The 24,968-nt window shown below is 50.3% G+C and carries 26 protein-coding genes; 22 read left to right on the top strand and 4 right to left on the bottom strand.

Annotation, left to right across the window (positions count from 1 at the left end):
- Position 1 precedes the first annotated feature (1 nt).
- The 3 genes from VGK02_08640 to VGK02_08630 all read right to left on the bottom strand — a co-directional run bounded on the left by VGK02_08640 (position 2) and on the right by VGK02_08630 (position 2,435).
- Positions 2-832, bottom strand: coding sequence for a pentapeptide repeat-containing protein (locus tag VGK02_08640; protein HEY3375113.1), 831 nt, complete (start codon positions 830-832; stop codon positions 2-4).
- A 106-nt stretch (positions 833-938) separates the two neighbouring features.
- A complete protein-coding gene (gene htpX, locus VGK02_08635; protein HEY3375112.1) occupies positions 939-1,880 on the bottom strand; it encodes a zinc metalloprotease HtpX in 942 nt (313 codons plus the stop codon).
- Positions 1,881-2,435 (bottom strand): LemA family protein, encoded by a 555-nt coding sequence (locus VGK02_08630; GenBank protein HEY3375111.1) that lies wholly within the window; start codon positions 2,433-2,435, stop codon positions 1,881-1,883. It abuts the gene before it with no gap.
- A 290-nt stretch (positions 2,436-2,725) separates the two neighbouring features.
- On the opposite strand from VGK02_08630, the gene VGK02_08625 reads away from it, so the two are divergent.
- The 14 genes from VGK02_08625 to VGK02_08560 all read left to right on the top strand — a co-directional run bounded on the left by VGK02_08625 (position 2,726) and on the right by VGK02_08560 (position 16,591).
- A complete protein-coding gene (locus tag VGK02_08625) occupies positions 2,726-3,394 on the top strand; it encodes a hypothetical protein (GenBank protein HEY3375110.1) in 669 nt (222 codons plus the stop codon).
- Between the two features lie 277 nt (positions 3,395-3,671).
- Positions 3,672-4,367, top strand: coding sequence for an MgtC/SapB family protein (locus VGK02_08620; GenBank protein HEY3375109.1), 696 nt, complete (start codon positions 3,672-3,674; stop codon positions 4,365-4,367).
- Positions 4,322-4,834: a DUF523 domain-containing protein gene (locus VGK02_08615; protein ID HEY3375108.1), complete on the top strand. Its 513-nt coding sequence runs from the start codon at positions 4,322-4,324 to the stop codon at positions 4,832-4,834. The genes VGK02_08620 and VGK02_08615 overlap by 46 nt, the downstream gene beginning before the upstream one ends.
- Complete coding sequence (gene hisJ / locus VGK02_08610; GenBank protein HEY3375107.1) at positions 4,803-5,627, top strand: histidinol-phosphatase HisJ; 825 nt, start codon at positions 4,803-4,805, stop codon at positions 5,625-5,627. Before VGK02_08615 ends, hisJ begins: the two co-directional genes overlap by 32 nt.
- A 114-nt stretch (positions 5,628-5,741) precedes the next feature.
- Entirely contained in the window at positions 5,742-6,758 is a 1,017-nt protein-coding gene (locus VGK02_08605; GenBank protein HEY3375106.1) for a hypothetical protein, read from the top strand.
- Between the two features lie 220 nt (positions 6,759-6,978).
- A complete protein-coding gene (locus VGK02_08600) occupies positions 6,979-7,779 on the top strand; it encodes an S-methyl-5'-thioadenosine phosphorylase (GenBank protein ID HEY3375105.1) in 801 nt (266 codons plus the stop codon).
- A 308-nt stretch (positions 7,780-8,087) separates the two neighbouring features.
- Complete coding sequence (locus VGK02_08595; protein ID HEY3375104.1) at positions 8,088-8,771, top strand: redox-sensing transcriptional repressor Rex; 684 nt, start codon at positions 8,088-8,090, stop codon at positions 8,769-8,771.
- Between the two features lie 212 nt (positions 8,772-8,983).
- Positions 8,984-9,175 (top strand): twin-arginine translocase TatA/TatE family subunit, encoded by a 192-nt coding sequence (gene tatA / locus VGK02_08590; GenBank protein HEY3375103.1) that lies wholly within the window; start codon positions 8,984-8,986, stop codon positions 9,173-9,175.
- 373 nt (positions 9,176-9,548) lie between these two features.
- Positions 9,549-10,631: a sensor histidine kinase gene (locus VGK02_08585; GenBank protein ID HEY3375102.1), complete on the top strand. Its 1,083-nt coding sequence runs from the start codon at positions 9,549-9,551 to the stop codon at positions 10,629-10,631.
- Positions 10,632-10,702: 71 nt separating this feature from the next.
- Positions 10,703-11,329: a response regulator transcription factor gene (locus tag VGK02_08580; protein ID HEY3375101.1), complete on the top strand. Its 627-nt coding sequence runs from the start codon at positions 10,703-10,705 to the stop codon at positions 11,327-11,329.
- Between the two features lie 403 nt (positions 11,330-11,732).
- The gene (locus tag VGK02_08575; GenBank protein HEY3375100.1) at positions 11,733-12,488 is read left to right on the top strand and encodes a hypothetical protein; all 756 of its coding nucleotides are present in this window, start codon (positions 11,733-11,735) and stop codon (positions 12,486-12,488) included.
- Positions 12,489-12,660: 172 nt separating this feature from the next.
- Positions 12,661-13,074: a response regulator gene (locus VGK02_08570; GenBank protein ID HEY3375099.1), complete on the top strand. Its 414-nt coding sequence runs from the start codon at positions 12,661-12,663 to the stop codon at positions 13,072-13,074.
- A gap of 83 nt (positions 13,075-13,157) precedes the next feature.
- A complete protein-coding gene (locus tag VGK02_08565; GenBank protein HEY3375098.1) occupies positions 13,158-13,970 on the top strand; it encodes a hypothetical protein in 813 nt (270 codons plus the stop codon).
- A gap of 122 nt (positions 13,971-14,092) precedes the next feature.
- Positions 14,093-16,591 (top strand): hypothetical protein, encoded by a 2,499-nt coding sequence (locus VGK02_08560; protein ID HEY3375097.1) that lies wholly within the window; start codon positions 14,093-14,095, stop codon positions 16,589-16,591.
- 110 nt (positions 16,592-16,701) lie between these two features.
- Here VGK02_08560 and VGK02_08555 read toward each other — a convergent pair whose 3' ends face one another.
- Positions 16,702-17,457: a hypothetical protein gene (locus VGK02_08555; protein ID HEY3375096.1), complete on the bottom strand. Its 756-nt coding sequence runs from the start codon at positions 17,455-17,457 to the stop codon at positions 16,702-16,704.
- Positions 17,458-17,688: 231 nt separating this feature from the next.
- Between VGK02_08555 and VGK02_08550 the strand changes: the two genes are divergently transcribed.
- The 8 genes from VGK02_08550 (at position 17,689) to VGK02_08515 (ending at position 24,966) form a co-directional block, all read left to right on the top strand.
- Positions 17,689-17,964: a PqqD family peptide modification chaperone gene (locus VGK02_08550; protein HEY3375095.1), complete on the top strand. Its 276-nt coding sequence runs from the start codon at positions 17,689-17,691 to the stop codon at positions 17,962-17,964.
- A 187-nt stretch (positions 17,965-18,151) separates the two neighbouring features.
- A complete protein-coding gene (locus tag VGK02_08545; protein ID HEY3375094.1) occupies positions 18,152-18,454 on the top strand; it encodes a PqqD family protein in 303 nt (100 codons plus the stop codon).
- A gap of 34 nt (positions 18,455-18,488) precedes the next feature.
- Positions 18,489-19,592: a DegT/DnrJ/EryC1/StrS family aminotransferase gene (locus tag VGK02_08540; GenBank protein ID HEY3375093.1), complete on the top strand. Its 1,104-nt coding sequence runs from the start codon at positions 18,489-18,491 to the stop codon at positions 19,590-19,592.
- A gap of 565 nt (positions 19,593-20,157) precedes the next feature.
- Positions 20,158-20,832: a hypothetical protein gene (locus tag VGK02_08535; protein HEY3375092.1), complete on the top strand. Its 675-nt coding sequence runs from the start codon at positions 20,158-20,160 to the stop codon at positions 20,830-20,832.
- A 101-nt stretch (positions 20,833-20,933) separates the two neighbouring features.
- Positions 20,934-21,350 (top strand): cytochrome c maturation protein CcmE, encoded by a 417-nt coding sequence (locus VGK02_08530; GenBank protein HEY3375091.1) that lies wholly within the window; start codon positions 20,934-20,936, stop codon positions 21,348-21,350.
- A gap of 3 nt (positions 21,351-21,353) precedes the next feature.
- Complete coding sequence (locus tag VGK02_08525) at positions 21,354-23,414, top strand: cytochrome c-type biogenesis CcmF C-terminal domain-containing protein (protein ID HEY3375090.1); 2,061 nt, start codon at positions 21,354-21,356, stop codon at positions 23,412-23,414.
- 77 nt (positions 23,415-23,491) lie between these two features.
- The gene (locus VGK02_08520) at positions 23,492-24,271 is read left to right on the top strand and encodes an ABC transporter ATP-binding protein (protein ID HEY3375089.1); all 780 of its coding nucleotides are present in this window, start codon (positions 23,492-23,494) and stop codon (positions 24,269-24,271) included.
- The gene (locus tag VGK02_08515) at positions 24,271-24,966 is read left to right on the top strand and encodes a heme exporter protein CcmB (GenBank protein ID HEY3375088.1); all 696 of its coding nucleotides are present in this window, start codon (positions 24,271-24,273) and stop codon (positions 24,964-24,966) included. The genes VGK02_08520 and VGK02_08515 overlap by 1 nt, the downstream gene beginning before the upstream one ends.
- Positions 24,967-24,968: the final 2 nt, after the last annotated feature.

Below are 24,968 nucleotides of genomic sequence, written 5' to 3'. Positions count from 1 at the left end.
GTTATAGTCCCTTTGTTTTTAGCAGGTTCTTTACCCAATCGACGTTTTTTGCGTGAGCCAGTTTTACATTCGTGAGAATCGTTCCGTCGAGATTCGTTCCGAAGAGGTCGGCCATATTAAACCGCGCATCACTCATCTTAGCGCAATGCAGGTTTGCCCCGCTTAGGTCGGCCTCGACGAAGTTAGCCTTAACGCCGCTCACATATGAGAGATTAGCGTGGCTTAGATCGGCGTGGCTTAGATCGGCGTTGGTGAGATTAGCCCCGCTTAGGGTGGCATGGCTGAGATTGGCGCGAGTTAGGTTAGCGCCGCTCAAATTTGCCCCGCTTAGGTTGGCGAAACTTAGGTCGGCACAGCTCAGGTCAGCCTCACTGAGATAAGCCTTATGTAAGTTAGCCCTCGATAGGTTCGTTATCCGGTAGGGGAACTCCGCGCCGACCATATCGGGCTCGCCCAGATGCGCCCCTCTAAGGTCGGCGATATTAAGGTTTGCTGCACTGAAATTTGCCGCAGCCAGATTAGCGTTTCGCAAATCTGCATTATTGAGGTTGGCTTCGGTAAAATCGGCGTAGCCGAGGTTTGCTTCGCGCAGGTCAACATCGCGCAAATCGGCTTTGTGAAAGATCGCCCAGTACGCAATAATCTTGCGCATATCGCTTTTGTTCAAGTGGGCTTCAGTTAAGTTGGTGTGGTTTAAATTTGCGGCGTACATCTTCACACCACGCAGGCTCATCCCGCTGAGGTTGAGTTTGCTTAAGTTTTTTTCGCTGTAATCCTCATCGGTGCTTCGTATCTTCTTAACTTGCTCGATAGTTAAACTTGTTCTGTTCACAATGCTCTCTCCAACACAGATAACATAGGTAACGCGGGCGGCAGGCTTTTTCGTTACCCCTATTTTATCGGCAGAGCCGCACGGAACTAAAGCCTCAAGAACGGTATCACCGTTGCGCCGGAAGCTCGCCCGGGCCGGCGGGGGCTTCGCCGAGGCTCATTTCATCAAGGCGCTTAATGCGTTCCTCAATCGGTGGATGGGTGGAAAAGAGTTCAGTAACGCGCGAGCCGGTCTCACCTTCATTCTTGAGCGGGTTTACGATGAAGAGATGGGCGGTCGCCTCGTTAGCGGTTCGCAAGGTATGTTTATCGGCGGCAAGTTTGCGAAGGGCACCGGCAAGTCCGGGGGGATAACGTGTAAGCATAGCGCCTTGCGCATCGGCAAGGTACTCGCGGTTGCGCGAGATCGCGAGGCGCATTAGTTGCGCGGCAATCGGCGCAAGAATGATGAGAATCAACCCGAGGATGGCGATGATCGGCCCGGCACCTTGAGAGTCACGGCTGCGCCGCATCCCGCCCCAAAAAAAGCTCTGCCGCATCCAGGCGCTTAAAAGAAATACCGAGCCGACAAGCACCACGGCGATGGTTGAAAGCCTGATATCGTAATCGGCGATATGGCTCATCTCGTGCCCGATAACTCCTTCAAGCTCGAGCCGGTCCATCATCGAAAGAAGCCCTGCGGTCACAGCTATGGCCGAGTGCTCCGGGTCGCGCCCGGTCGCGAATGCGTTCGGCGCCCGGTCGTCGATCACATAGAGTTTGGGCATGGGGATTCCTGCGGCAATGGCAAGGCCTTCAACGGTATTGTAGAGGTATGGATACTCCGTTTTCTCGGCGCCGTGCGCACCGCTAATCGAAAGCACGATTCGGTCACTGTAGTAGTAGCTCGTCCAGCTCATAAAAATCGCTATTGCAAGCGCGACGGCAACACCCCAGTAACCAAAGTAGGTAAGCCGGCCAAAGACATAGCCGAGAAGGGCAATAAAGATTATGAAACCGACAATGAGCAGCCAAGTTATGCGTCGGTTGTGGGCAATCTCTTCATACATTTAGAACTCGACCTTCACCGGTTCGCGTGATTCCGGCTCGGCCTCGAAGTACTGACGCTCCTTGAACCCGAACATGCCGGCTACAACATTTCCGGGAAAGCTCTGGATGGCGGTATCGAACTGGTAGACGGTATCGTTATAGAATTGGCGCGCATACGCGATTTTACTTTCGGTTCCCGATAGCTCTTCCTGCAGTAAGAGAAAGTTTTGATTGGCTTTAAGCTCGGGATAGTTCTCGGCGACGGCGAACAGACTTCGCAGCGACTGCGTTAACTGATTTTCCGCCTGAGCTTGCTCGGCAACACCGCCGCCGGCCGCAACCGCTTTCGAGCGAGCTTCTGTGACGTTTTCAAACACTTGCCGTTCGTGAGACGCGTAGCCTTTGACGGTTTCGACCAGGTTGGGGATTAGATCGTGCCGGCGTTTGAGCTGCACGTCGATTTGCGACCAGGCGTTATCGATTCGGTTGCGCAGTGCGACCAAGCGGTTATAGGAACCTACAAATATCAGCGCCAGTAGCGCCGCGACTATGATGATTACAATAAGCGTGAACATAACACCATTCCTTCTTATAATCGAGGCATGCTTGCCTCTCATCCCTTTATTACAGTTATTACCCAAATAAGGAATGCGGTATGAACATACCGCGTTCGACGGATATAAAAACGTATTTCACAACGCAGCTCAAATACTAGATAAATTATATTACAACGGCAGGGCATTGTGCGAATACGCAATATCCTTGCGGGAACAGGACACTAGGCAAGCGTATGCAATTGCATGCTATATGGCAATATATTACAATATATACGAACACCAGTTCGTTGTTGAAAGGCGGTAAGGACATGTCAGATCACAAACTACCAGGGAAATTCATCAAGAAAATCCAGGGAAAAGATTTCGTATTATTCGAGGGATTACTTGAAATGGCGCACGCCGCGGGTCTTAAGCGCGTAGAGACCCAACTACTGCAGGCACCGACCAAAGACAACGGTATGCTTGCAATCGTGCGCGCTGTTATCGAGACGGAGAAAGGGATATTTTCCGCGCTCGGCGATGCTTCGCCCGAATCAGCCGAGCGGCCCATGCAGCCGCACCTTGTTAGGCTTGCCGATACCCGGGCAATCGCTCGCGCCATGCGTTTGGCGGTCAATGTCGGCATGACGGCGCTCGAAGAGATTAACACCAACGAGCCCGTTATCGGGGCCAATGGTAGCGGCAATAACAATGGTAATGGCACCGGCAAGAAACCGGCTCATAAGGAACAGAAAGAGGTCGATGAGACCATAAAATCGGAGTGGCTCGAGAGCCCCGAGGCCGTTGTTCTTTCATTTGGCAAACATGCCGATAAATCGCTCGGAGACGTCTTGGTCGAAGATCCGACGTATGTTGAGTGGCTGGCCAAAGAAGCATACGATTACGTGCTTCGTACAGCCGCAAAGAAATTGCTGGAGGCTAGCACGCCTGACGTTGATGGGTTCGATCCAACCGGCACCGAGGAAATTATCTTTTAATTAGCGCCCAGCATCCGGCGCTCTCTAGTTGGAATCAGCTCCCGTGAGACAACAAAAGCAAACATATGTTCGATATTATAATAATCTGTTCTATGGGTTTCCGCAAGTAAAAGTGCAGCGTTTATGGGCTGAATTTTGAGAAATAAACGAAACATAAAAAGATACGGCAATTGATTATAGGGCATTTAAAGCAACTGGCTAATTGTCGATACACATAATAGAAGGCTGCCCATGCAGCTTTTCTTTATGCAACTTTAATGTAGATGTGGAGGTCGCCATGCCAACCCCGTTTCTTGAAATAATGCTTCGCCTTGCGCTTGCCGTTATCCTGGGTGGCGTGATCGGTTATCAGCGAGAGATCGCTGAGAAGCCGGCGGGGCTTCGCACACACGCACTGGTTTGCCTGGGTTCGGCAATCGCCATGATCATCTCCATTGATCTACAAGCGGCTCTCGGACTGCCTCAGACCGATGTTACCCGAATCGCCGCCAGCGTGGTTACCGGCATTGGTTTCTTAGGCGGTGGTGCAATCATCCGCACGGGGAATATTGTTCGGGGGCTTACCACTGCGGCAAGCGTCTGGGTCGTATCCGGTGTCGGCTTGGCAATAGGCGGCGGCATGTACGCCGTATCCATTATCTCAACAGTATTTATACTTCTCACGCTGACAGCGCTTAAATACATCGAAGTGCGTGCAATTCCCGGGCGGGGGCTCATTCAGATGCTTGCGCTCGACAACCCACAACAGCTCGGGTACATTCTCTCCGCCCTCGGTGAGCTTGAGGTGCGGGTCGGCAACATCGAGATTGAACAACTCGAAGGCGAGGGCATGAATATAGTACAGTTAGGATTAGACATACCGGCACACGTCGATCAGAGTGAAATCATCACGCGACTTGCATGTCTAAAAGGTGTTAGTGAAATACATTGGATAACGAAACCGCTCGGCAACGGACGACCACATATATCGTAAGCTCGTGCCTCATCGGCCTTAAAACCCGCTACGATGGCAATAGTAAGCCCTGCCAAAAAGTAAAAGATCTCGTGGAGGAAGGTATTGCTGTGCCGTTTTGCCCGGAGCAATGCGGCGGCCTGCCGACACCGCGACCGGCAGCCGAGATTGCCGGTGGCGACGGACATGATGTTATTGCCGGACGCGCGCGCGTCCTCAATGCAGATGACGCTGATGTTACCGATGCCTATCTCAGAGGCGCCGAGGGCGCGCTTCAGCTGGCCCGGATGATTGGCGCCACCATCGCGGTTCTCGCATCGCGCAGCCCGTCATGCGGTGCGGGGGCTATTTATAATGGCACTTTTTCCGGTACTATAGTGGAAGGAGACGGCGTTACCGCCGCTCTTCTTAAAGAAGCAGGACTTGATGTGGTTACCGAGAAAGAGTTCGCCAACGATGACAAAGACAACAATATACACAATGGTTGATTATCATATACATACCGTACGCTGCGGGCATGCAAGCGGGGAGGTGGCCGAGTACGTCCGCCGTGCCCAAGAGCTCTCGCTCGCTGAAATCGGCTTTGCCGACCACCTTCCCCTGGTAATCGGCATGAAAGACCCGACACTAGCCATGCGCCATGAAGAGCTGGACGATTACATCGCTGAGATTGAAGCGCTAAAAACACAGTTCCCCGGTATTATAATTAAGACCGGCATCGAAGCGGATTATTTTCCCGGTTACGAGCAGGCAACTCGCGATCTTTTGTCCCGCTATCCGTTTGATTACGTGATCGGCTCGGTTCACTTCATCGAGGGATGGGGCTTTGATGATAGCCGCTACATAGACGGGTATAAAACCCGCGATATTTTCGATATTTACAAGGCCTATTATGAGCTGCTGGAAGCAGCGGCTCGCACCGGTCTTTTTGATATTATTGGTCACATAGATTTGGTTAAGAAGTATGGATTTGTACCTGAGCAGGATGTAACAACGCTCGTCGGCAAGGCGCTAGGCGCAATTCATGATGCCGGGATGTGCGTGGAGATCAACACGGCCGGTTTGCGCAAACCCGTCGGTGAGATATATCCCGGTAGTGAGATATTGAAGCGTTGCTTTGAGAACGGCATTCCGATAACCTTCGGTTCGGACGCGCACGCGCCCGGCGAGGTGGGTATGGCGTTTGAACGGGCATGTGCGGTGGCGGGGCAGGCCGGCTACGATATGTTCGCAACCTTCGCCGGGCGCGTGCGCTCGTTTAAAGCCCTCGCACGTAAGTAGCAGTGTTACTGAACATATGGATTTGACCGGGTAGATGGCGCATAATTGCAGGATATGCAGGTGCGAAATCTGCTATTGAATAAGATGCCCGCACGGGCGCATTGAGGTGTATGTATGGCAAAAGCACTGGTTCTGATGTCGGGCGGTTTAGATAGTATCTTGGCGGTTAAGGTTCTTCAGGAACAGGGGATAGAGGTAGAGGCGGTCACCTTCGTGACGCCGTTTTTTGATTCGGTCAACGCCGAGAAAGCCGCGAAAATACTGAGCATCCCGGTTCATATCATCGATATTACCGAAGAGCACTTAAAAATGTTAAAAACGCCAAAACATGGTTACGGGCGTTTCATGAATCCCTGCATCGATTGCCATGCGCTCATGATTAAGCGCGCCGGTGAGTTTATGCGTGAGATCGGCGCCGATTTTATTGCCACAGGTGAGGTGCTCGGAGAGCGTCCGAAATCACAAAACCGCCAGGCGCTCGGTATTGTCGAGGAAGAATCCACAATGAAGGGCTATGTGCTCCGGCCTCTTTCGGCCAAGCTGCTTGACCCAACCATCGTCGAGCAGGAAGGCCTGGCCGACCGCGAGAGATTGCTCGCGATTCGCGGCAGGTCGCGCAAGCCCCAGATGGAACTGGCGCGACAATACGGAATCGATGAGTATCCGACACCGGCCGGAGGCTGCATCCTTACCGATCCAATGTTCTCGATTCGCCTGCGTAACCTGTATCGCGTCGAAGGCGAGCCGACGGTAAAAGAAGTCAATCTCATGAAAATCGGCCGTGTGTTTCTTTCAAGCGAAGAGGCGATAATCGTCGTATCGCGAAACGAAGAGGAAAATCACCGGCTGATAGAGCTTGCCGAAGAGGGCGATATGATCTTTGAGGCGCAGGACGTAGCCGGACCGCTCACCATTATCGTCCGCAACTCTTTTGGCGAGCAAACGATTCATGAAGCCGCGGCGCTCACTGCGCGTTACGGCAAAGCCAAGAACGAGCCCCAGGTTAAGGTTGAAGGCTGGAAGTTCGGAGAGGAAACCAAATGCGCAATCCTCGTGAAAAATCCTTCTCAAGCCTTTGATGTAATTCCGGGTGAGGGCGATACGCTCGCACGTGTCGTGCCCAAATCATAGATGTCTCGACCGGTATACGTAACATCCTCGTTACAAGGCCGCCCGCTGTATCCAGCGGGTTTCTAACTAACGGCGCATACTTCTAGCGCAAAATGCGGTAATACCTATATAATAGCTTTGTGCTACTTCGATAAGTAGTGTTTCATTATTAGGGTACAATACGATTACAAAAAGAGGAACCGGCGGCGCGAGATAGCGTCGTGTGAAGGAGGCAACTTAAATGGAGAAGAAAGCCCAGGTTGGAATATTCGGAGGTTCAGGCTTTTATAAGTTCTTGGACCACGTTGAAGAAGTAACCGTTGAAACACCGTATGGGCCGCCAAGTGATAAAGTCGCCATCGGTGAGATCGGCGGCACAAAAGTCGCTTTTCTACCGCGCCACGGGCGCGACCACCAGTATCCACCGCAGGCAATTAACTACCTCGCGAACGCATACGCAATGAAGTCTCTCGGTGTCGAGCAGATTATCGGCCCATGCGCCAGCGGAAGTTTGCAGCCGGAAATTAGACCCGGTATGTTCGTAATTTGCGATCAGTTCGTCGACCGCACCACCGGCCGCAAAGACACATTTTACGACGGTCCGCTTACGACGCATGTGAGCGCGGCCGATCCGTACTGTGCGGGCATGCGGGAGCTGGCGGCCGATACCGCTAAAGAGCTGGGAATCCCGGTTGTAAACGGCGGGACGGTAGTTGTTATTCAGGGGCCGCGCTTTAGCACGCGCGCTGAGAGCAAGTGGTTCTCAGCGATGGGTTGGGAAGTCATCAATATGACCCAGTACCCTGAAGCGTATCTTGCCCGCGAGCTTGAGATGTGTTACCTCAATATCTCACTTATTACCGATTACGATGTCGGTCTTGAGGGCATGCCCGATATCCCGCCGGTTAGCCACGAGGAAGTTATCAAGGTCTTTACCGAAAATAACGACAAACTCAAAGATCTTTTGTTCGCGCTTGTCCCAAAACTTCCTAAAGTGCGTGACTGCAGTTGTTACAATGCGCTTGAAGGCGCGCGTATGTAATATTTGCATATATTAGACATATCCGGAAATATGTTAAGGTGTTTACCAGAGGATATATACTATGTAACAGCTGACGTATCACGACTGCAAGATATTGTTGCAATTCGGGCGAGGGTCGTTTACGCTCATTTCGGCTCATATTTGTTGGTGGTTTGCGTTCTAAGCTCGACTCCCTGAAAAATAATTGTGGAAATAGTATGTAGCATTGATTACAATATAGAAAACTGACTAATTGTTTTCATGCCCTAAACGTGATGGTTCGTGCGTCAAGTGGGCAAGAGATAAAGCGATTAGGTGAGGAGATAAGAGTGAACGATATACCTGAAGGCGTAATTGAGCGGCTATCAACATACCTTAATTGCTTGATCAAGTTTCAGCAGAGTAACATCGAAACTGTCTCATCGGAGCGGCTTGGGCAGTCAAGTGGCGTCAACCCGGCTGAAGTGCGCCGAGATTTTACCTATTTCGGTAATTTCGGCAAGAAAGGTGTCGGTTATGAGGTCGAGACGCTCATTCAAAACATCCAGCGTATCCTTGGATCGGATGAGCCGCATAAAATCGCTCTTGTCGGCGCAGGTAATCTCGGCTCGGCAATCGCCTCATATGAGGGGTTGCTGCAGCACGGGTTTCATATCGCAGCAATCTTTGATAATGATCCGTCCAAAGTCGGCAAGACGATCATGCACTTAGAGATATTTGATTCCAAAGATCTTCCCCGTATTGTAAAGAACGCACGAATCGAGATCGGTATTATCGCCGTGCCATCGATGGCAGCCCAAGATGCGGCCGAACTACTAACAAAGGGAGGGGTATCGGTTATCTTGAATTATACGCCGGCGTTGATTAATGTTCCCGCGGGCGTGCAATTACATAATACCGACCCGGTCCAACAGCTGTTACACACACTTTACTACTTATCGGCGAATGAAAAGAAGTTGGCTCGGAAAAAACGCGGCCTCACAAAAGGGCCGGTACGGGTCAAAATGCCGTAACAGCATAAAGCCATAAAACTATTAAGCCGTAAGGCCATAGTAAGATGCGTTAAGGCGGAACAACGCCAAACGCATATATGATAACGGTAACAGGTAAAAGGGACAGTATGTACTAGGCGCTAACAAAGCGGCGTGACGGTTTTCATAGCGCCGATGTCGGATTAGTGCTACTATCTATGAAAGCACGTTTAGTAAAGGAGTCGTGACGGCCCATGTTTGGTTTGGGGTATACGGAACTGATTATTATTTTAGTAATCGTTCTAATTATCTTCGGCCCGAAGAAGCTTCCTGATCTCGGGAAAGCGGTAGGGCAAAGCATCCGAGAGCTTAGAAAAGCGCAGGATGGCAAGGAAGATGTAAAAGAAGCAAGCGAACAGAAATCTGACAAAGCCGCCGACGCGTAACGTGGCTTGCTCGCAAGCTCGCCAAGCTGGTATATCGCTAGAGGTGAAGCATAAACGCTATTAAATTGCCCAATAAAATAGAAATGTCGTAAAGGAAGAGGTCTTTTGGCCTCTTTTTTGCATTTCAGCTGCCTGTTCTATGGAATTTTATTAAAGCAGGCAGCTACAGCATGCTTGGGGCAGTATACCTCAGATTATTGTTTAGGCTTATTGTGAACGGGTAAACAATGGAAGCATGAACAGGTATAACCATGACTATCTAGAATCATAGGTCGCACGTTAAGAGCGGGGGCTTATGCGTCGTTTACGACGCATTGTGCGGTTACTTGGTTCCTAGAGCAACCAACCGTACGGTATGATAACCGGTGGGAAAATGTCGCTTTCCTTGAATAAAGCAACATCAAAACTAAAAACGGTTTCAGAAATCGCGCTTCGGGCGTGGGCCGCATCGCTGCAAGGTGTTGTAAACGAGCGTGCGGTCGAGATACTTCAGCAGCGCGTACGATACATTATCGATCAACTTGACCACGACCATATTGCAGATGCCGGTTGGGTGGATATTTCATCGTATACTGAAAGCCTGCTTGGTGAAGGCATACCTCTTGATGCGGAGCGTTTCCATATCATAAGAGATAATCTTGCGCGGGCGTTTCTCGAGCAGTTCGAGCCGACCAGCTTTGGAGTTGGTAAAAAGTTCCGGGATCACGGTGAGCTCCGCGTTCTTGTCGGTATCCTGCAGGATTCACTTGCGGCAGACGTTATGTCCGCATTGTTTCAACAAGCCGAGAAGCTGGAAACCGAAAAGCGCTCTATACGAAAGACACTGATTGACACAACCCAGCTTATTGAGCGGGAAGGGCGTAGACTCGCGTTTGATTTGCATGATGGTCCAGCGCAAGCAATTACAAGCGCGCTTTTGCAGGCCGATATTCTCGAGGATTTGGTAGCCTCGGCGGAAGCTAAGCGCGAGCTCGAGTCGCTTAAATATATACTCGGGCAAAGCCTGCAAGAGCTTCGCGCCTCGATCTATTATCTTAAACCGCATAGCCTTTCAAGGCGGGGGCTCGGCGAAAAACTGGTTGGCTATGTAAAGCAGTTTTCTGCGTGCACCGGTATCGGTATTGATGTTGTAATCGAGCCGTTTGAAATTGAACTTCCGGAAGTTATGGAAATCAACATATTCAGGGTAATACAGGAAGCGCTCACCAACGTCCAGAAGCACGCAGAAGCATCGAGCGCATCTATCGCGGTGACATCTACCGATAGTTGTGTATGCTGTACGGTAGCCGATCACGGCGTCGGTTTCGACCCGAAATACGTCGGGCAAAGCACGCGCGAACTTGGCGGCTACGGTTTGATTAGCATGAGGGATCGCATAGCACAGTTTTCCGGCGATTTTACCGTTGAAAGCACGCCGGGCCACGGAACTTGTATCCGGTTCAGCATTCCCATATAAATAGAAAACTAAGTGACAGTTCTAACGGTAGTTCTAAGTTGGTATATACCAGCATGGAGGGGGCGTGGTCGATGGACCATTTAAAAGTCATGGTAGTTGAGGATCATCCGTTAATGCAGATGGGTATCAAAAAAGCGCTTGAGAGATCCGGCGATATGCAGGTTGTCGGTGAAGCCTCGACTGGAAAATCCGCCGTCGAGCTGGTTGACTCTGTTAAGCCTGACGTTATCATCATGGATGTAAAACTGCCGGATAGCGATGGCATTGCGATCTTGCAAAATATAAGAGTGCGCTCGTCAGCGAAAGTCCTTATGTTTTCCGGTTTTGATGATGAGCGGTATGTAATAAGGGCTTTGGAAAGCGGCGCAAACGGATACCTTTTAAAAAGCGCCGGCACGCATGAATTAGTTGACGCGGTTCGTAAAGCTGCAGAAGGGTTAAGCCCAATTTCACCGCAGCTTACCGGTAAAGTTATACCGATGGCCCGTCATCGGTATCAGGCATCCGAACGATTGACACCACGGGAAAAAGAAGTCTGGCGTCTACTCGCAAGCGGCGCTTCAAATGCCGAGATCAGTAAAGCGCTGTACGTTTCGGAGAGCACCGTGAAATTCCACGTTCGAAATGTATTTCATAAACTCGGCGTAAAGAACAGGGTCGAAGCCGCAAAAGCCGCCTATAATTCAACGGTTGCCTAAGCCGTAAAGCCGCTGTGATTTACGTTAATGTATATAATGTATGATTTGTACCGGGGTGTAGCTTTACGTAGAAAGCTACACCCCGGTCCTTTATCCTCCTTGCATTTAATACATCGCAATAATACCAACAACCACGGCAAAAAAGCGATTAAGCGTTTATAGCTCAATACTGAATCAGGAAATTTTTTTAAGCCCCAAATACATGTTGCTACCTGCGGTTACTAACCTTCTGAATAGTAAGATACTGACCTTAAGTCCGGCTTAGAATCGTTGCTTTTCGGAAGATATACCAACGGATGGACAGTTTTGTCTCCAACGCCACTATTATGGGTCTATAGAAGAACGTGCTCTCATTACACAGGTCACAGGTTTAAGAACGCAATCAATAGGGGGGAAAGAAAGTATGGTGAACGTAAAACGATTCATTGCGATGGGAGCGGCATTAGCCATAATGCTCTATCTTGTCACGGCAGTTCTTAGCTTTGGAGGGTCACCGCAACAAGCAGTTGCCGGGTCATCCGAACCGCTCGTCTTCGATGGTCAGACTGTCGGAAGTGTAAGCATGTCGGAAGGGGGTGGCTCAATCTCCATCGATTTCGACACCGACAAGGAATTTAAGAAGACTATTGTGACGCTCATGGGAAACTCCGGCGGCCCGCGTCACTTCAGTAAAGATGGCGGCAAGCATCATTCCTACTCGATCCCGACGTCGGACATCAAAGGCGATAACGTCAGGATCATGGCCACAGCCGAGGTGGTACTCGAGGGTACCGCAGAAAATCCACAGAAAAAGGTTGCTATCAGCGTGCGGCTTGGCGAGGCCCAGGCACCAACAACGTGCCCGCCAGCTACGTGCACTACGTGTGTGCCGACAACCGTACAAACGCCCAGCGGGGGCGGTGTTATTACGCCTTCGACGTGCGCACCGACAACAGTAGCTCCAACGACCGTTACGACAGCTATTCCCGTGACAACAACAGTGCTTAAGGTTACAACCACGACAGCACCAAAGCAGACAACCACAACGGCAGAAGTAAAGAAGAGAAAAAGACTACCGTTCACCGGAATGGACTACAACTGGTACCTCATCGGCACCATGATCTCATTAGCCGGTGTGGGGCTGTATTTAAGCTCAATGGGCAGGAAGGTTGAGCAGTAAGACTTAGCATGAATGCACGCGGACAGTAAGCGCATGGTCATAGTACAAGGTTGTGATACTAAACGTAAGTGTAGGACTAAACTACACTGAAGGCGGAAGTCAATAAGAGTTTGACGTCATACCATAAAGATAGCGGATGATTTTAACTTGTAGGGCGAGGATCGACGAACACATGAGCATTTGTTTAGGCGAAGTACATCACACAAAAGTAGATATGATAAAAGCGCTTGTCGTCGATGATGACGTTGTTTACCAGAACTTACTCTGTAGGCTTCTCGGCTCGCGGGGAATCCAGGTTGTCGGCAGGGCTTCCGGCATGGATCAGGCGGCACTCCTGTATAGGGCTACAGATCCGGATGTTGTTCTTGTGGGCCTGAGCTCGGTAAACCGGGATTCGCTCAGCGTTCTTGCAAAAATACGGGAAGTCGACGCTTCTGCCAAAGTAATCGTCCTGTCGATTTTCAACTCCTTTGATGAGGTTGAAAAAGGGGAAGGAGAGCTGGCTGATGCCTACCTACTCAAGGGGTCGTCGGCAAAAGACATCGTGAGCACAATCCGCGATGTCGTGATCGATAACGAGGAGTAGTCGTGCGGGAACGCACGGCACGTGGATTGTAATACGAAATGCTCATAGATCATTACTCATTCGATGAAAGGAGGTGACAACACATGAAAAAGTTTCTCGTAATGCTTCTAGCGCTGGCAGTATTGCTCAGCATTAGCGGCGTAGCGTTTGCCGGTGGCAATGATTGGTTCGCGAAGTTCAAAGGCGGCTCAGTTGTTAAAGGCGACGTCATGAAGAAGGTCATCTTCAAGAATGAAGCTAGCTCAGAAAGCGGTCTCGCTGTTGCAGCTGGTAATGCATCGTTTAACAAAGTTACGGATATTAAAGCCAAGGCTTTTGCTAAGGACGATGATGCTCTTGCTAGCAATGATGTATGCAAGACCGTTAACAACAAAGGCACCGCTAAGGTTGACAGCGGTGATGCCGAGGTCTTCAATACAGCGAACAACGTTGCTACTATTTCGGTTTGCGAAAAGGCAGATACAGCAGCTGAGCAAGACACTGTCTCAGGTGATGATCGCAATACTGACCGTGATCGCAGAGGCCATGACAACCATGACAACCATGACAATAACAACAACAGCGAATTCGGGTGCTGCCCGGCTGTCGTCAGCGGTGATGTGGAAGCTACCGTAGTATTTAAGAATGAAGCGGAGGCTACAAGCGGTTGGGCTATCGGTATCGGTAACCTCTCGGCAAACATCATCGACGATAACTGCTCAAGCGCAACGGCTCTTGAGGGCGGAACCGCCACAAACAAAGAGTGCGCGGTGATCAACAACGAAGGTAACGCGGATGTTCGCAGCGGGAATGCCACGACGACAAACACAGCGACCAACAATGTCAATCTATCTATTTCAAAGAGCGCAAATTCAGCAAAGACTCTGAGCGTAGTCGGCTCTGCATGTGCAAACTAGCAAGCGAATGCGTTTGGGGAGGGTCACCCTCCCCAAACGCATTACATGTCCCCGCAGGGGTGACCCTTTCTTTCATAGTTTTAAAATAATCAGATTACTCCTTAGTGAAAGGGGGTGGATTGATGCTAAAACGAAAAATACTATCGTGCATACTCGCGCTTTGTCTCTTGCTAAGCGTGTCAGGAGCACCGGCAATCGCAGATGAGCTGATACAGCCGGCGCCGAATGTGGCAATTAGCGACACGGCAATAGGCGGGAATAATAATCAAGGCGCAGGTACGCAGCAAGAAACAGTCCAACCCGTTAGCGGACCGGAGCCGCTTGTCGGTGCCCAAGGTTCGCAGAACGATCCAAATGGTGACGGGGTCAAGGTCTTAATCGGCGAAAATATTGATGTTATAAACGACGGCAAAGCGTCCGCCACATCGGGCAATAGCGGCGCAACCGGATCGAAGACCGATAACCAAAAGGGCGGCGGAACCGGATCGCAGGCGATAGGTGATGGGGCAGGCGCGATTGCCGATAACAATAGCCAAAGTGATATCAAAAACGGGGGAGATGCCGCAGCGTCTTCCGGAAATACCGATGCCTCAAACAAAATGGACGATAATAAAGTTATTATCACACCCGATACAACGGTAACCGTTAATGCGCAAGGCGACATCGTCGATTCTCGCGTACTCGTCGATGTCCTCTACAATTACAAAGCCATCGTAACCGGTGAAGCGGTCGCTGCGAGCGGTGATAGCTTAGGTCAGGGTTTGGACGCAAAAAACTCGATCAATAGCACGGATACGGCGCTTGCAATAGGCGATGCACCGGCCATTACCGACGGCGTCGGTAATGGCTCCGACGGCAGCGCTCTTGCGACGAATGATGCGGCGAACGCGATAGATAACAGCGGAATCGCCGGTGCGGCAAGTGGCGCTGCAAAGGCGGCTAATTTAATGATCGGCAATGATATCATTATCGCTCCGGTAATTAAAACGCTTATCCAATTCTGTGGAGACATTTCGAAATCGCTGGTAAAGATTGAGATGGTGTATAACTTCTTTGCGGCGATAACCGGTTCGGCAACTGCGGAATCAGGTGATGTAGGTGCAACCGGTGCTGCTGTTGATAACGGCATTGAAAACAAAACGAGCTCAAAGGCGATAGGTGACGCACCGGCTATTGCGGGCGGTGGTGGCACCGGCGCCGGCTCTGACGGCAGCGCGATTGCGACAAATGATACCGCAAATACAATCGATAACAGCGGCAAGGGTATTGCGGCCTCAGGAGATGCTCAAGCCAGCAATATGATGATCAATAACGACATCACCATCGCGCCGATCATAACCAACGTGATCAAATTGCTCGACCCGATCAGTGAATCACAAGTTGTGATCCGAGTGGTCTATAACATCTGGAGCAAGATCGTGGGTAGCGCAAGCGCCCAGACCGGAGATGCCGACGCTACGGGTGTTGCCGCAGACAATAAGATTAACAACACGTCGTCTGCGCTCGCAAAAGGCGATGCACCGGCGATAGAGCCAGATGGCAGCAGCGCATCAAACGGTACGGCTGATGCGGTTAACGATACCGCTAATAAGATCGAGAACACAGGAGAGGCGGCATCTACAAGTGGTGACGCGGCGGCGCAAAACCAGATGAAGGACAACGCCGTGAACCTCTCGCCGACAATCGATAGTTATATTAGCGTGATGCGGCCGATTATACACGAGGGAGCCGATGGAGAGCCGATGGTTATCGAGCTCACCTTCGATGTCTGGAGTACGCTTTGCAGTGCAGCTAATGCGCAGAGCGGTGATGCAACATCGAAAGGTGTTCTCGCCAACAACTCGATTGACAGCAATTCCAATGCGCTGGCGCTCGCCGATGTTTCTGTTACCGACCCAAATGCTCCGGTATCCGCCTCAAATACATCGGACAATAGTATCGACAATAACGGTGTCGCAGGTGCGATTACCGGAGATGCGGCTGCCGGAAGCAATCTGTCAAATACTAAAGGGGCTGTTATCGGTAGCCTGGAACAAAGCCTGGTGATTGCCAAGCCGGATGATACCACCACTGCAAGCGTGAACGTCGGTACCGATATTTTGCAGGCCGCCGATGCGGAAAGCGGCAAGGCGGATGCATTGGGAAGCGGTAGCCTATCGGCTATCGAATCCGCCGCAAGCGCGAAGGATATCTTCGGCGGTAAAGCGGCTGATAATACGAGCAAGAAAGCTATCAACAATGATGGCCGTGCTTTTGTTACCTCAGGGAACGTCCGTGCTTTTGTCGGCATGGATGACCCGGATACGATTATTGATAGCGGTACTACCGCCAGAAGGCATGGCGGCGGAAGCACACCCGAATATAACCCGATGGCAGGGTTGGTGGGTTGCACAGGCTTAGCCGCCCGGGCCGCAGCCCTGGCCTCAGTGTACGATTTCGTACCCTGGTGGACGATGGAGCCTAAGCCTAAAAAAGCGTCGGTGGTAAAGAAACTTGCCCAGAAGCCAAAGATCACTAAGACAACAAAGAAAACCGTGAAGCGGGCAAAGGCAGTCAGGAAAGCTAAAACAGCCAAATACAAAACAAAGTGGAAAAGCAAACGTGCACGCACACGGCTATAGCATCTATGCGCAAGGGGGAAGGGCTTCCTTCCCCCTTAAGTTTATCAAGTAATGCCGCGATATAATGGCGCTAGAAGAAGCGTGAGGACATATGCCCCACGCATCCTAGATTACAGGCCCGAGAGAAAGAGCCACCTGTTGTTTACACGCTGCGCGGCAATATACCATCGCTGTTTAACCGTCCCGAGCTTATCTACGGTAACGATGCTATCCACACGCATAATAGCCACATTCTTATATGCCTTGCCTGTTTTTGGGTGCTTCCATATCGCAGCATATTCTGGCGGGTACACGTAGAATTTATCGATTTTCACGTTATACGCTTTTAACACATCGGTTTTAAATCTTATGTAATCAGCTTGTTTTATGCGGGTGCGCTCATCCGGGTGCAGGAGAGCATATGTATCCTGGTGGAGGTTCTCCTGCTTGGTTTTCATCCAGCGTTTACCGGCCTCAACCGCCGACAGGCAAACTCGCAGCACCAGTGTATTCGGTCCCTTCTTAGTGGCAAGGCTCAGTGAAAACGGTTCATATAGTTTGTGCGTAAATGCTATCGTATGCCGCCCGGGGCTGAGCGAATCAACCGTGATCCGGCCTTTGTTATCTAAGGATAGACGGCGCCCATCGATTGTAATTATTGCATTTTTTATCGGCGCATGCCCCGGATAATCTTCTTGAATTGTAACCTGCAGTCGGCCTACGGGAGGTTGCGTTGGTGTATTAAATGCCGCTATCGTTGCATGGCGCAACGCGCCGTACGTGAATCCGGAAGCGATCAGCACGGCTATCGCAATTAAGCCGATAATGACGGATCGCAGGTATGATGATCGTTGTGCACCCTCTTTATTAAAGTGTTTGCTGGACATTGCTTCTCCTTTATAATTATATACCGGTATTTTTTTACCCAATAGGTTGCTTACAGAAACAGATCCCTCTGAAAGATTCACGTGCCTCAACGGCAAAATGTAAAGCGAGGCATTAATCCATCGCTAAATGGGAATTAACGTAGTAAATCCACAATAGCGTTGTGAATATCGCCATCACCGCGTGCGATACTCACCGACATCCATGGAGACGGCCTAGGAAAGGAGAACTCGATGGACTCGACAACGAAGCTCATGAGGAACAACAACCTTCTGTTTAGCATCATTAATGAAGACGGCATAATTTATAATCCCAGCACCAAGCGGTCCCATACGTTAAGCAAACCGGCGCTTGTCGCATGGAAGCTTTGGGATGGTGAACATAGCTTACAGGAGGTTGTCGAGCAGATAAGCTTGGAATCCGGTGATGACCCTGAGCAAGTCATGCGCGATATCGTAAATTGCGCCGCCGAACTGTTTCGCCACGGGCTTCTAAACGACGTTGCATAGCGGTAATCCTGCCGGATAGTCCTGCTATCGCCGTAGGACTATTTCGCTTTGCAATCTTAGCATGAAATGGTTTGGTATATCTCAGGTTGGGAATTTACTTTACAGGTGGCCATAGTATGGTCTGCTAAAGCAGCTGAGCAACCGTCTCCAGAGCGTTGTTTGACGATAGATTTAGAGTGGAGGAAGCATGCACAAAGGTAGTTACCCTTTGCGTGGTTCAGATTCGGCATCGTGCATCATCAATGGCCAAACGCTGATCGTGCAATCTAAAAACAAAAAACTCTTCGTGCTTAACTCTGCCGGTACGAAGATTTGGGAGCTATCAGATGGGCGACACGAAGTAAACGATATTATCAACAAAATCAGAGCCACCAGCAAGAAAACAGAACTGCAGATTCGAAAAGAGATCGAGGAATTTATCGATGAATTGGTAGAACGCCAGGTGCTCGAAGTGTTGGTTTATCCATGCGATGTAGATGTAGCCGCCTAATTGCCATACCTTTACACCTAAGGGAAGGGGATACATGCCGGATAGAACCGCGATTCCGTTTAATGATCTACGCCACCAGTTAGAGTTCATCCAAGACGAACTTATTGCGAAGCTGGGCTCAGCGCTCGGCACGAATATATCAAGCGATATTACAGCTTGTTTCGAGAGCACATTTGCAGAGTTTTGCGGGGTGGCGCATGCTTTATCGGTGGGATCGGTTTCCGAAGCACTTAACCTCTCGCTTCGCTCGCTCGATATCAAGTCCGGCGATGAAGTCATCATGGCTCCGAATAACGGGAGCGAAGTCGCATATGCCGTTATTCGTGCCGGCGCCAAACCGGTTTTCGCCGATATCGATGCGCACACATACCTAATCGATACCGCATTTGTTGAAGATGCTATTACCAAGCGTATAAAAGCCGTAATCGCTGCGCACACGTACGGACAGCCTGCGGACATGATTGAGCTTCGACGCGTTGCCAAAGATTACGATATCGCGATAATCGAGGATGCAAGCAGTGCCGCCGGCGCCGTGCTTGGCGATGCGCGTGTTGGAAGTTTTGGTGATATTGCGATATGTAATATGGGCGCCGGCGGCACGCTCAACTGCTGCGGAGAAGGCGCTATGGTGCTGGCCGGCGCGACATTCTATGAGCGTGTAGCGGAAGCGCGCGGTTCCATAGAGCGCGAACGCGGTCATATGCATTGCCTGAATCCACTTCAGGCGGCTGTGCTCTCGGTAAAACTTGCCCACCTCGACCGCTGGAATACAGTGCGCCGGTATAATGCCCGTCTTTATAACGAGCGGTTAGTGGATACGCGCATTCAGCCACCAACCGTAGGCGCTATGGTCACGCCGGTGTTTAGTGAATACGTTGTTCGCGTGCAGAACCGAGATGAGCTACACCATCGTCTTACCAGCTGCAGCATCGAAACCAGGATGCCCAAGCACACGCAGCTTCACCTGCATCCGGAGTTTGACAAATACGGCTATCGACCCGGGATGCTTCCCGTAGCCGAGCGGATCGCCGGTGAATTACTCTCGTTGCCGCTATACCCTGAACTCAGTGAAGCCAAGATCGATCGGGTTGCATCCGAGCTGCTTCGGTGCACAGCCGAACAGTGCCGGGCCGCCTAGCGAGCTCCTCTTTGAACCCCTAACATCGTGCGACAAAACCCTCCAACCAAGCCTTAATGCAGGAATAGTACTGTATTGACGGGCCTCAAGTGAGTGTATATCTTGAATAATACTATACGTGTCTGACGGCTACGCTAACGGCTTGCAGTACTGCCGGGTTGAGCACCGTAGATGTTCACGGATGATTATCTTACCGGATGGTTACACCGCGTATGTATATATCCAAAAAAACGGGGGCTATAAGATCTCGAATATTCTTCCGAAGGGGAATGGTGCGTGGGTAATCGCGCCGGCGGCGCAGACACTTATATTGAACACATAAGTGCAACATAGTTCGTTTTACCAGCTACTTTACTTGCGAATCGCTTCACTTTCTGTTAAGCTGGATTTGTTTAGGCAAGCTAAAAGTTCACACAAGTTAACAGAGGTTATTCATCACCCCTGTCAGGTATGCTTGCCTAAACACGCGAACTTAGCATCTGATAGGGGTGTCCTAATTTTGAGTTGTCAAGTTGGTTGAAGATGGGCGGCTACGTGCCGACGGTTTGGAGAGTAAACATCTTTTATGGGAAGTAAACCAGCACGGTCAAAAAAGGCGTTAATCGCAACTTTTGGGCTCATCCTTCTAGCAGTAATCCTCGCGCTAATCGCTCCAGAAGAAAAAACACTAGGAAGTTACATTCGGTTAATCTACATCCACGCCGCTGTGACCTGGGTCGGCATGCTTATGTTCGCCATCTCGGGGCTTTACGCACTCTTACTTTTCTTTGGTTTCTTATTGGATAAATCAGCCGCACATGGAATTAAGGATGTTGTGGTCGCCTGGTCGTCGGCTAGCCAGGTAACCGCGATTTGGTTTTGGACGGCCAGCGTTGTTCTCGGCTCGTTTGCAGCCAGGCTTACCTGGGGAGGGAATTGGTGGATCGAACCACGCTTACGCGTCGCGGCCTTTATTCTCGTACTCGCGTTTGTCATCTACCAACTGCGGCAGATGATCGCAAATGTAATGTTTAAAGCGGCGCTTAATCTAAGCTTACCGGTCGCCTCGGTTATACTACTTGCCTCTACGGGAAAACTGGTGCACCCAAATAACGCGTTTGCGCAGTCAGATTCAATCGAGATCAAAGCGTCCGCCGCGATCATCACTATATTGTTTGCGATAGTTTCTGTAATTTCAATGCGCTTGTTGATAACACGGGAACACCAGCGCGGCAATGATCTTGAACTTGCCGGCTTTTGAATCTATACTACGGGGGATAGTAGTATAGTATAAAACAGCCTCAAACGGCTGATTTTGGGCTTAGCGGTAGATGTTGAAAGATAGGATAGGGGGAACTTTTGATGGTCGATAAAAAAGGCAAAACGCGCCTGCTGGTCGTTACGGTCATACTTCTAGCGGTTATTGGATACATGGTCTACAGCTCTTCCGCCTCGCAAATTTCTTACTACAAGAAGATTGGCGAGGTAACGGGCGACAATTCCTTTGTTGGAAAATCGCTTCGGGTCGGCGGTCTTGTTGAGAAAGGCTCTATCGTGCACAAAGGGCGCACATATACCTTTACGATCTACGATAAGGTAAAGAAAGATCAAAAAATGACAGTCGTGTACTCGAAATCGATGCCATCCCAATTTGGCGCCGGTGTTTTTGTCATAGCAGACGGCAAACTAGTTACGAAGGATAAGCTCGAGGCTGACAGCATCGTAACGCAGTGCCCATCGAAGTACCAGTCGGACAAGAAAAAACAGGAGGGAAAATAACACATGCGCTATGTTGGCTTGGCAGCCCTATTGGTATCCATTGCCTTATCGATCTACTCCGTATATACGTTTTATATTGGCAATAAGGCTAAAGCAAATAAGGGCGAACCGCAGCAGAAGGCTGCAAGCTGGGGTGTAATCTGGCAGTTCGTGGCGGTGACCTTTGCGAGCTTGATTCTTGTTTCAGCGTTTATCAGCGATGATTTTTCATTCGGCTATGTCGCGGCGAATTCAGCTGCGACAATGGGCATCTTCTACAAGATATCCGCATTTTGGGCGGGCCATGAGGGGTCGTTACTCTTATGGCTATGGATGCTCTGCGGCTATACTACCGTCCTTGCGTATTCAAATCTGCGCAAAACGACCAGGTTGAAATCGCAGGCTCTCAACATTTCTAATATAATGCAGCTCTTTTTGGCATTTACAATCGTTGCGGCGACAAACCCGTTTAAAGGTGTAGAAATGGGCGCAGCAGCGACCGGCGTGGGTCTTAATCCGCTCCTCATGCACTGGGCGATGGTTTTGCATCCGCCGACGCTGTTTATGGGTTATGCAGGCATGACTATTCCGTTCGCATTTGCGATAGCGGCGTTGATTGAACGTGATATGGGTAACGGCTGGGTAAAACAGGCGCGTCCCTGGACGCTCGTCGCGTGGTTCTTTTTAACAATCGGTATTTTCCTCGGCGCCTTGTGGGCTTATGTTGTCCTTGGCTGGGGCGGCTACTGGGGTTGGGACCCGGTGGAGAACGCATCGATTCTGCCATGGTTTACCGGTACGGCGTTGCTGCATACCTTTACGATGTATCGCCGGCGCGGCGGTATGAAAATGTGGGCGGTATGGCTTGCGGCGTTCTCGCTCATTATGGTCGTTATGGCCACGTTTATTACCCGAACCGGTCTTCTTGCCGATGTCTCGGTTCATTCATTCCCGGAGCTCAGATGGGATTTGACGGCCTTGTTTGGCATGATCATGGTTGCTATAGCAGGAGTTACCTGGTACTTCACGAAAAACAGGGCGAAAGAACTCGAGGCGGAAGAATTCTTTAGTGACTTTTTTTCGAGGCACTTTACTTACTATTTAAACAATCTCGCACTTGTTGTGTTTACCTTTATCATCCTCGGCGCGACGGTTATTCCGACGTTTTTCGGAACATCCGTTAAAGCCGACTTCTATAACCAGCTGGCCGGTCCGCTCGGCCTATTATACCTGGCACTTATCACGGTCTGCCCATTCCTGGGTTGGACAAAGACCGACGGCAGAGAACTCGGCAGGTTATTTGTAATTCCAGCTGTTGTTGCTGTAATTGCAGGAGCTCTGCTCTACAGCATGAATCTCAGTAATATACCGTTCGGTAGCAAGCCAGTCGGTTTTGCAACGATGATTATGGCGGTGTTCTCCGCAACTGCGATAATCGAGCTCTTCATCATGACAGCACTAAAGCGAGGGAAGAACAGAGGCGCGGGCTTCATGAGTGGGCTTGCCGGCCTTATTAAACATAACCGCAGTCTCGCAGGCGGCTTACTCGGCCATTTGGGTATGGCAACTATGTTCTTTGGCATTGCCGGTTCGATGCTTTATGTACAGGATATTCCGGTTACCATGAAGAACGAGCCCGGCCAGACTATCCAGGTCGATAGATATACGCTTACCTTCAAGGGCATCGAAGAGAAGAAGGCCCCCGGTGAGATTAGCTACAATGCATCATTCGACATGACGGATAAAAATCAGGGCAGCAAGCTTATCAGCACGATAAAGCCACAGTTCGTCTACCACGAGGTACAACAATCGCAAACTACGCGCACCTCGATCTTCCGCGAGCCGCTTCGCGATATCTTCGTTGTTTTTAACGGTATCGACGAACAAGGCGCGATGTCGATTGATATAAAAGTTAATCCGCTCGTCTCATTTGTATGGATCGGAAGCGTTATACTGATATTTGGCACTATGGTCTCGATGTGGCCGAAGAGAGCCGCAGCGACCGAAACCGAGGAAGTCAAAGAAGGCACGTCCTCGCAAAAAGCAACCAGGCGCCGTAAAGAGGCACTGGCCGGGGCCGAATAAAGCTAATTCTAATCTAAATTGAGGTAAAATAATTGTGCGGTGCATCGCGCAAATGCACCGCACGTGGTGATGTAAGAATGGCACAGGGTTCAATGGATCTTTTAGAACAGGAAAAAACCAAAGATATGCCCGAAGATAAGCACAATCTTCCGGTCGAAGTCGAAGTTAAAAACGTGTCGAAGGTCTTTGGCAAACGCAAAGTCCTCGATCAGGTATCGTTTGACCTGGAAAAAGGCGGATTTTTATCGCTCTTCGGGCCTAACGGCGCCGGCAAGACAACGCTGGTTAAGATTATATCGACGCTTATCGCACCCACAACAGGCGAGGTTCGCCTCTGCGGCTTAGACCCGTTCAAAGACTCGGCGGCTATTCGGGCAAAGATCGGGCTCATCTCGCACAGCCCGCTTCTTTATCTGGATTTGAACGCCGAAGAAAACCTGCGCTTCTACGGTGCGATGTATAACATGCCGAATATCCAAGAACGCATCGACGAGCTGCTCGATCAGGTTGAGCTCTCACACCGCCGTTATGATTTGGTGCGCACGTATTCAAAAGGCATGACCCAGCGCCTTGCCATTGCCCGGGCGCTTCTGCATAAACCGTCCGTGCTGTTTCTCGATGAGCCGCACACCGGCCTCGACCCGCATGCGGTCGACATCTTCGAGAACCTGATCGATCAAATCAGGGACGAGCATACGTTTATCATGATTACCCACAACATCGACCGGGGCATCGCGCTCTGCTCGAAAGCGATGATCCTCTATAACGGACAAATCGTGTTTTACCAGGATAAAGAAGACCTGGATATTGATGCGTTTCGAAGCATCTATGCGCAACGCGTGCGAGGTGACAGCTAATGTCGGCAACGAGGCAAATCGGAGCGATTATCAAGAAAGATGTTATCGCTGAGCTGCGCACGAAAGAGATGGTCGTTACCATGGTGCTCTTCGTGCTGATCATAATGGTCGCGTTTCACTTTGGCTTTGGAGAAACGAAAGATTTTGCGCCCTTTGCCGGCGGTTTAATCTGGATTGCGTTTTTATTCGCATCTACACTTGGCTTAAACCGGTCGTTTGTCCACGAAAAAGACGAGGGTTGCCTTGAAGGGCTGCTTCTTGCACCGGTTGACCGGCCTAACATTTTCTTCGGGAAAATGCTGGGTAATTTAATATTCTTGACCATTGTCGAGATTATTGCGGTTCCGCTCTATCTAGGCATGCTCAACCTATCGGTTAACGGGTCGGTTCCGCTGTTTGTTGGGGCAATCGTACTGGGCAATATCGGCATCTGTACCGTCGGAACACTGCTCTCCACAATATCGGTCAACTCTAAAATGCGCGATATGCTGCTTCCTGTCATATACTTGCCGATTATGACGCCGATTCTAATGACGGCTGTCATAGCCACAAACGGCGCGATGGCGGGTTTTGTGGGGAAAGACGGTCCGCAAATGTACGCGCAAGTTATGAGTGCAATGAAATTGCTTGCAGTCTATGATATAATATTCTTGCTGGTAGCATATGCTCTTTATGACTTTGTAATAGGGGAATGATA

This window comes from Candidatus Aquicultor sp., assembly GCA_036504445.1.
GTDB lineage: Bacteria > Actinomycetota > Aquicultoria > Aquicultorales > Aquicultoraceae > DASXVE01.
Note: the sequence above shows the minus strand (reverse complement) of the source record. Positions and strands in the feature narration are given on the sequence as shown.

Bases quoted from the DNA above. Each gene is read 5' to 3' on its own strand.
- htpX (HEY3375112.1), bottom strand. From the start codon at position 1,880: ATGTATGAAGAGATTGCCCACAACCGACGCATAACTTGGCTGCTCATT.
- VGK02_08630 (HEY3375111.1), bottom strand. From the start codon at position 2,435: ATGTTCACGCTTATTGTAATCATCATAGTCGCGGCGCTACTGGCGCTG.
- VGK02_08625 (HEY3375110.1), top strand. From the start codon at position 2,726: ATGTCAGATCACAAACTACCAGGGAAATTCATCAAGAAAATCCAGGGA.
- VGK02_08620 (HEY3375109.1), top strand. From the start codon at position 3,672: ATGCCAACCCCGTTTCTTGAAATAATGCTTCGCCTTGCGCTTGCCGTT.
- hisJ (HEY3375107.1), top strand. From the start codon at position 4,803: ATGACAAAGACAACAATATACACAATGGTTGATTATCATATACATACC.
- VGK02_08605 (HEY3375106.1), top strand. From the start codon at position 5,742: ATGGCAAAAGCACTGGTTCTGATGTCGGGCGGTTTAGATAGTATCTTG.
- VGK02_08600 (HEY3375105.1), top strand. From the start codon at position 6,979: ATGGAGAAGAAAGCCCAGGTTGGAATATTCGGAGGTTCAGGCTTTTAT.
- tatA (HEY3375103.1), top strand. From the start codon at position 8,984: ATGTTTGGTTTGGGGTATACGGAACTGATTATTATTTTAGTAATCGTT.
- VGK02_08585 (HEY3375102.1), top strand. From the start codon at position 9,549: ATGTCGCTTTCCTTGAATAAAGCAACATCAAAACTAAAAACGGTTTCA.
- VGK02_08580 (HEY3375101.1), top strand. From the start codon at position 10,703: ATGGACCATTTAAAAGTCATGGTAGTTGAGGATCATCCGTTAATGCAG.
- VGK02_08575 (HEY3375100.1), top strand. From the start codon at position 11,733: ATGGTGAACGTAAAACGATTCATTGCGATGGGAGCGGCATTAGCCATA.
- VGK02_08570 (HEY3375099.1), top strand. From the start codon at position 12,661: ATGAGCATTTGTTTAGGCGAAGTACATCACACAAAAGTAGATATGATA.
- VGK02_08565 (HEY3375098.1), top strand. From the start codon at position 13,158: ATGAAAAAGTTTCTCGTAATGCTTCTAGCGCTGGCAGTATTGCTCAGC.
- VGK02_08560 (HEY3375097.1), top strand. From the start codon at position 14,093: ATGCTAAAACGAAAAATACTATCGTGCATACTCGCGCTTTGTCTCTTG.
- VGK02_08555 (HEY3375096.1), bottom strand. From the start codon at position 17,457: ATGTCCAGCAAACACTTTAATAAAGAGGGTGCACAACGATCATCATAC.
- VGK02_08550 (HEY3375095.1), top strand. From the start codon at position 17,689: ATGGACTCGACAACGAAGCTCATGAGGAACAACAACCTTCTGTTTAGC.
- VGK02_08545 (HEY3375094.1), top strand. From the start codon at position 18,152: ATGCACAAAGGTAGTTACCCTTTGCGTGGTTCAGATTCGGCATCGTGC.
- VGK02_08540 (HEY3375093.1), top strand. From the start codon at position 18,489: ATGCCGGATAGAACCGCGATTCCGTTTAATGATCTACGCCACCAGTTA.
- VGK02_08535 (HEY3375092.1), top strand. From the start codon at position 20,158: ATGGGAAGTAAACCAGCACGGTCAAAAAAGGCGTTAATCGCAACTTTT.
- VGK02_08530 (HEY3375091.1), top strand. From the start codon at position 20,934: ATGGTCGATAAAAAAGGCAAAACGCGCCTGCTGGTCGTTACGGTCATA.
- VGK02_08525 (HEY3375090.1), top strand. From the start codon at position 21,354: ATGCGCTATGTTGGCTTGGCAGCCCTATTGGTATCCATTGCCTTATCG.
- VGK02_08520 (HEY3375089.1), top strand. From the start codon at position 23,492: ATGGCACAGGGTTCAATGGATCTTTTAGAACAGGAAAAAACCAAAGAT.
- VGK02_08515 (HEY3375088.1), top strand. From the start codon at position 24,271: ATGTCGGCAACGAGGCAAATCGGAGCGATTATCAAGAAAGATGTTATC.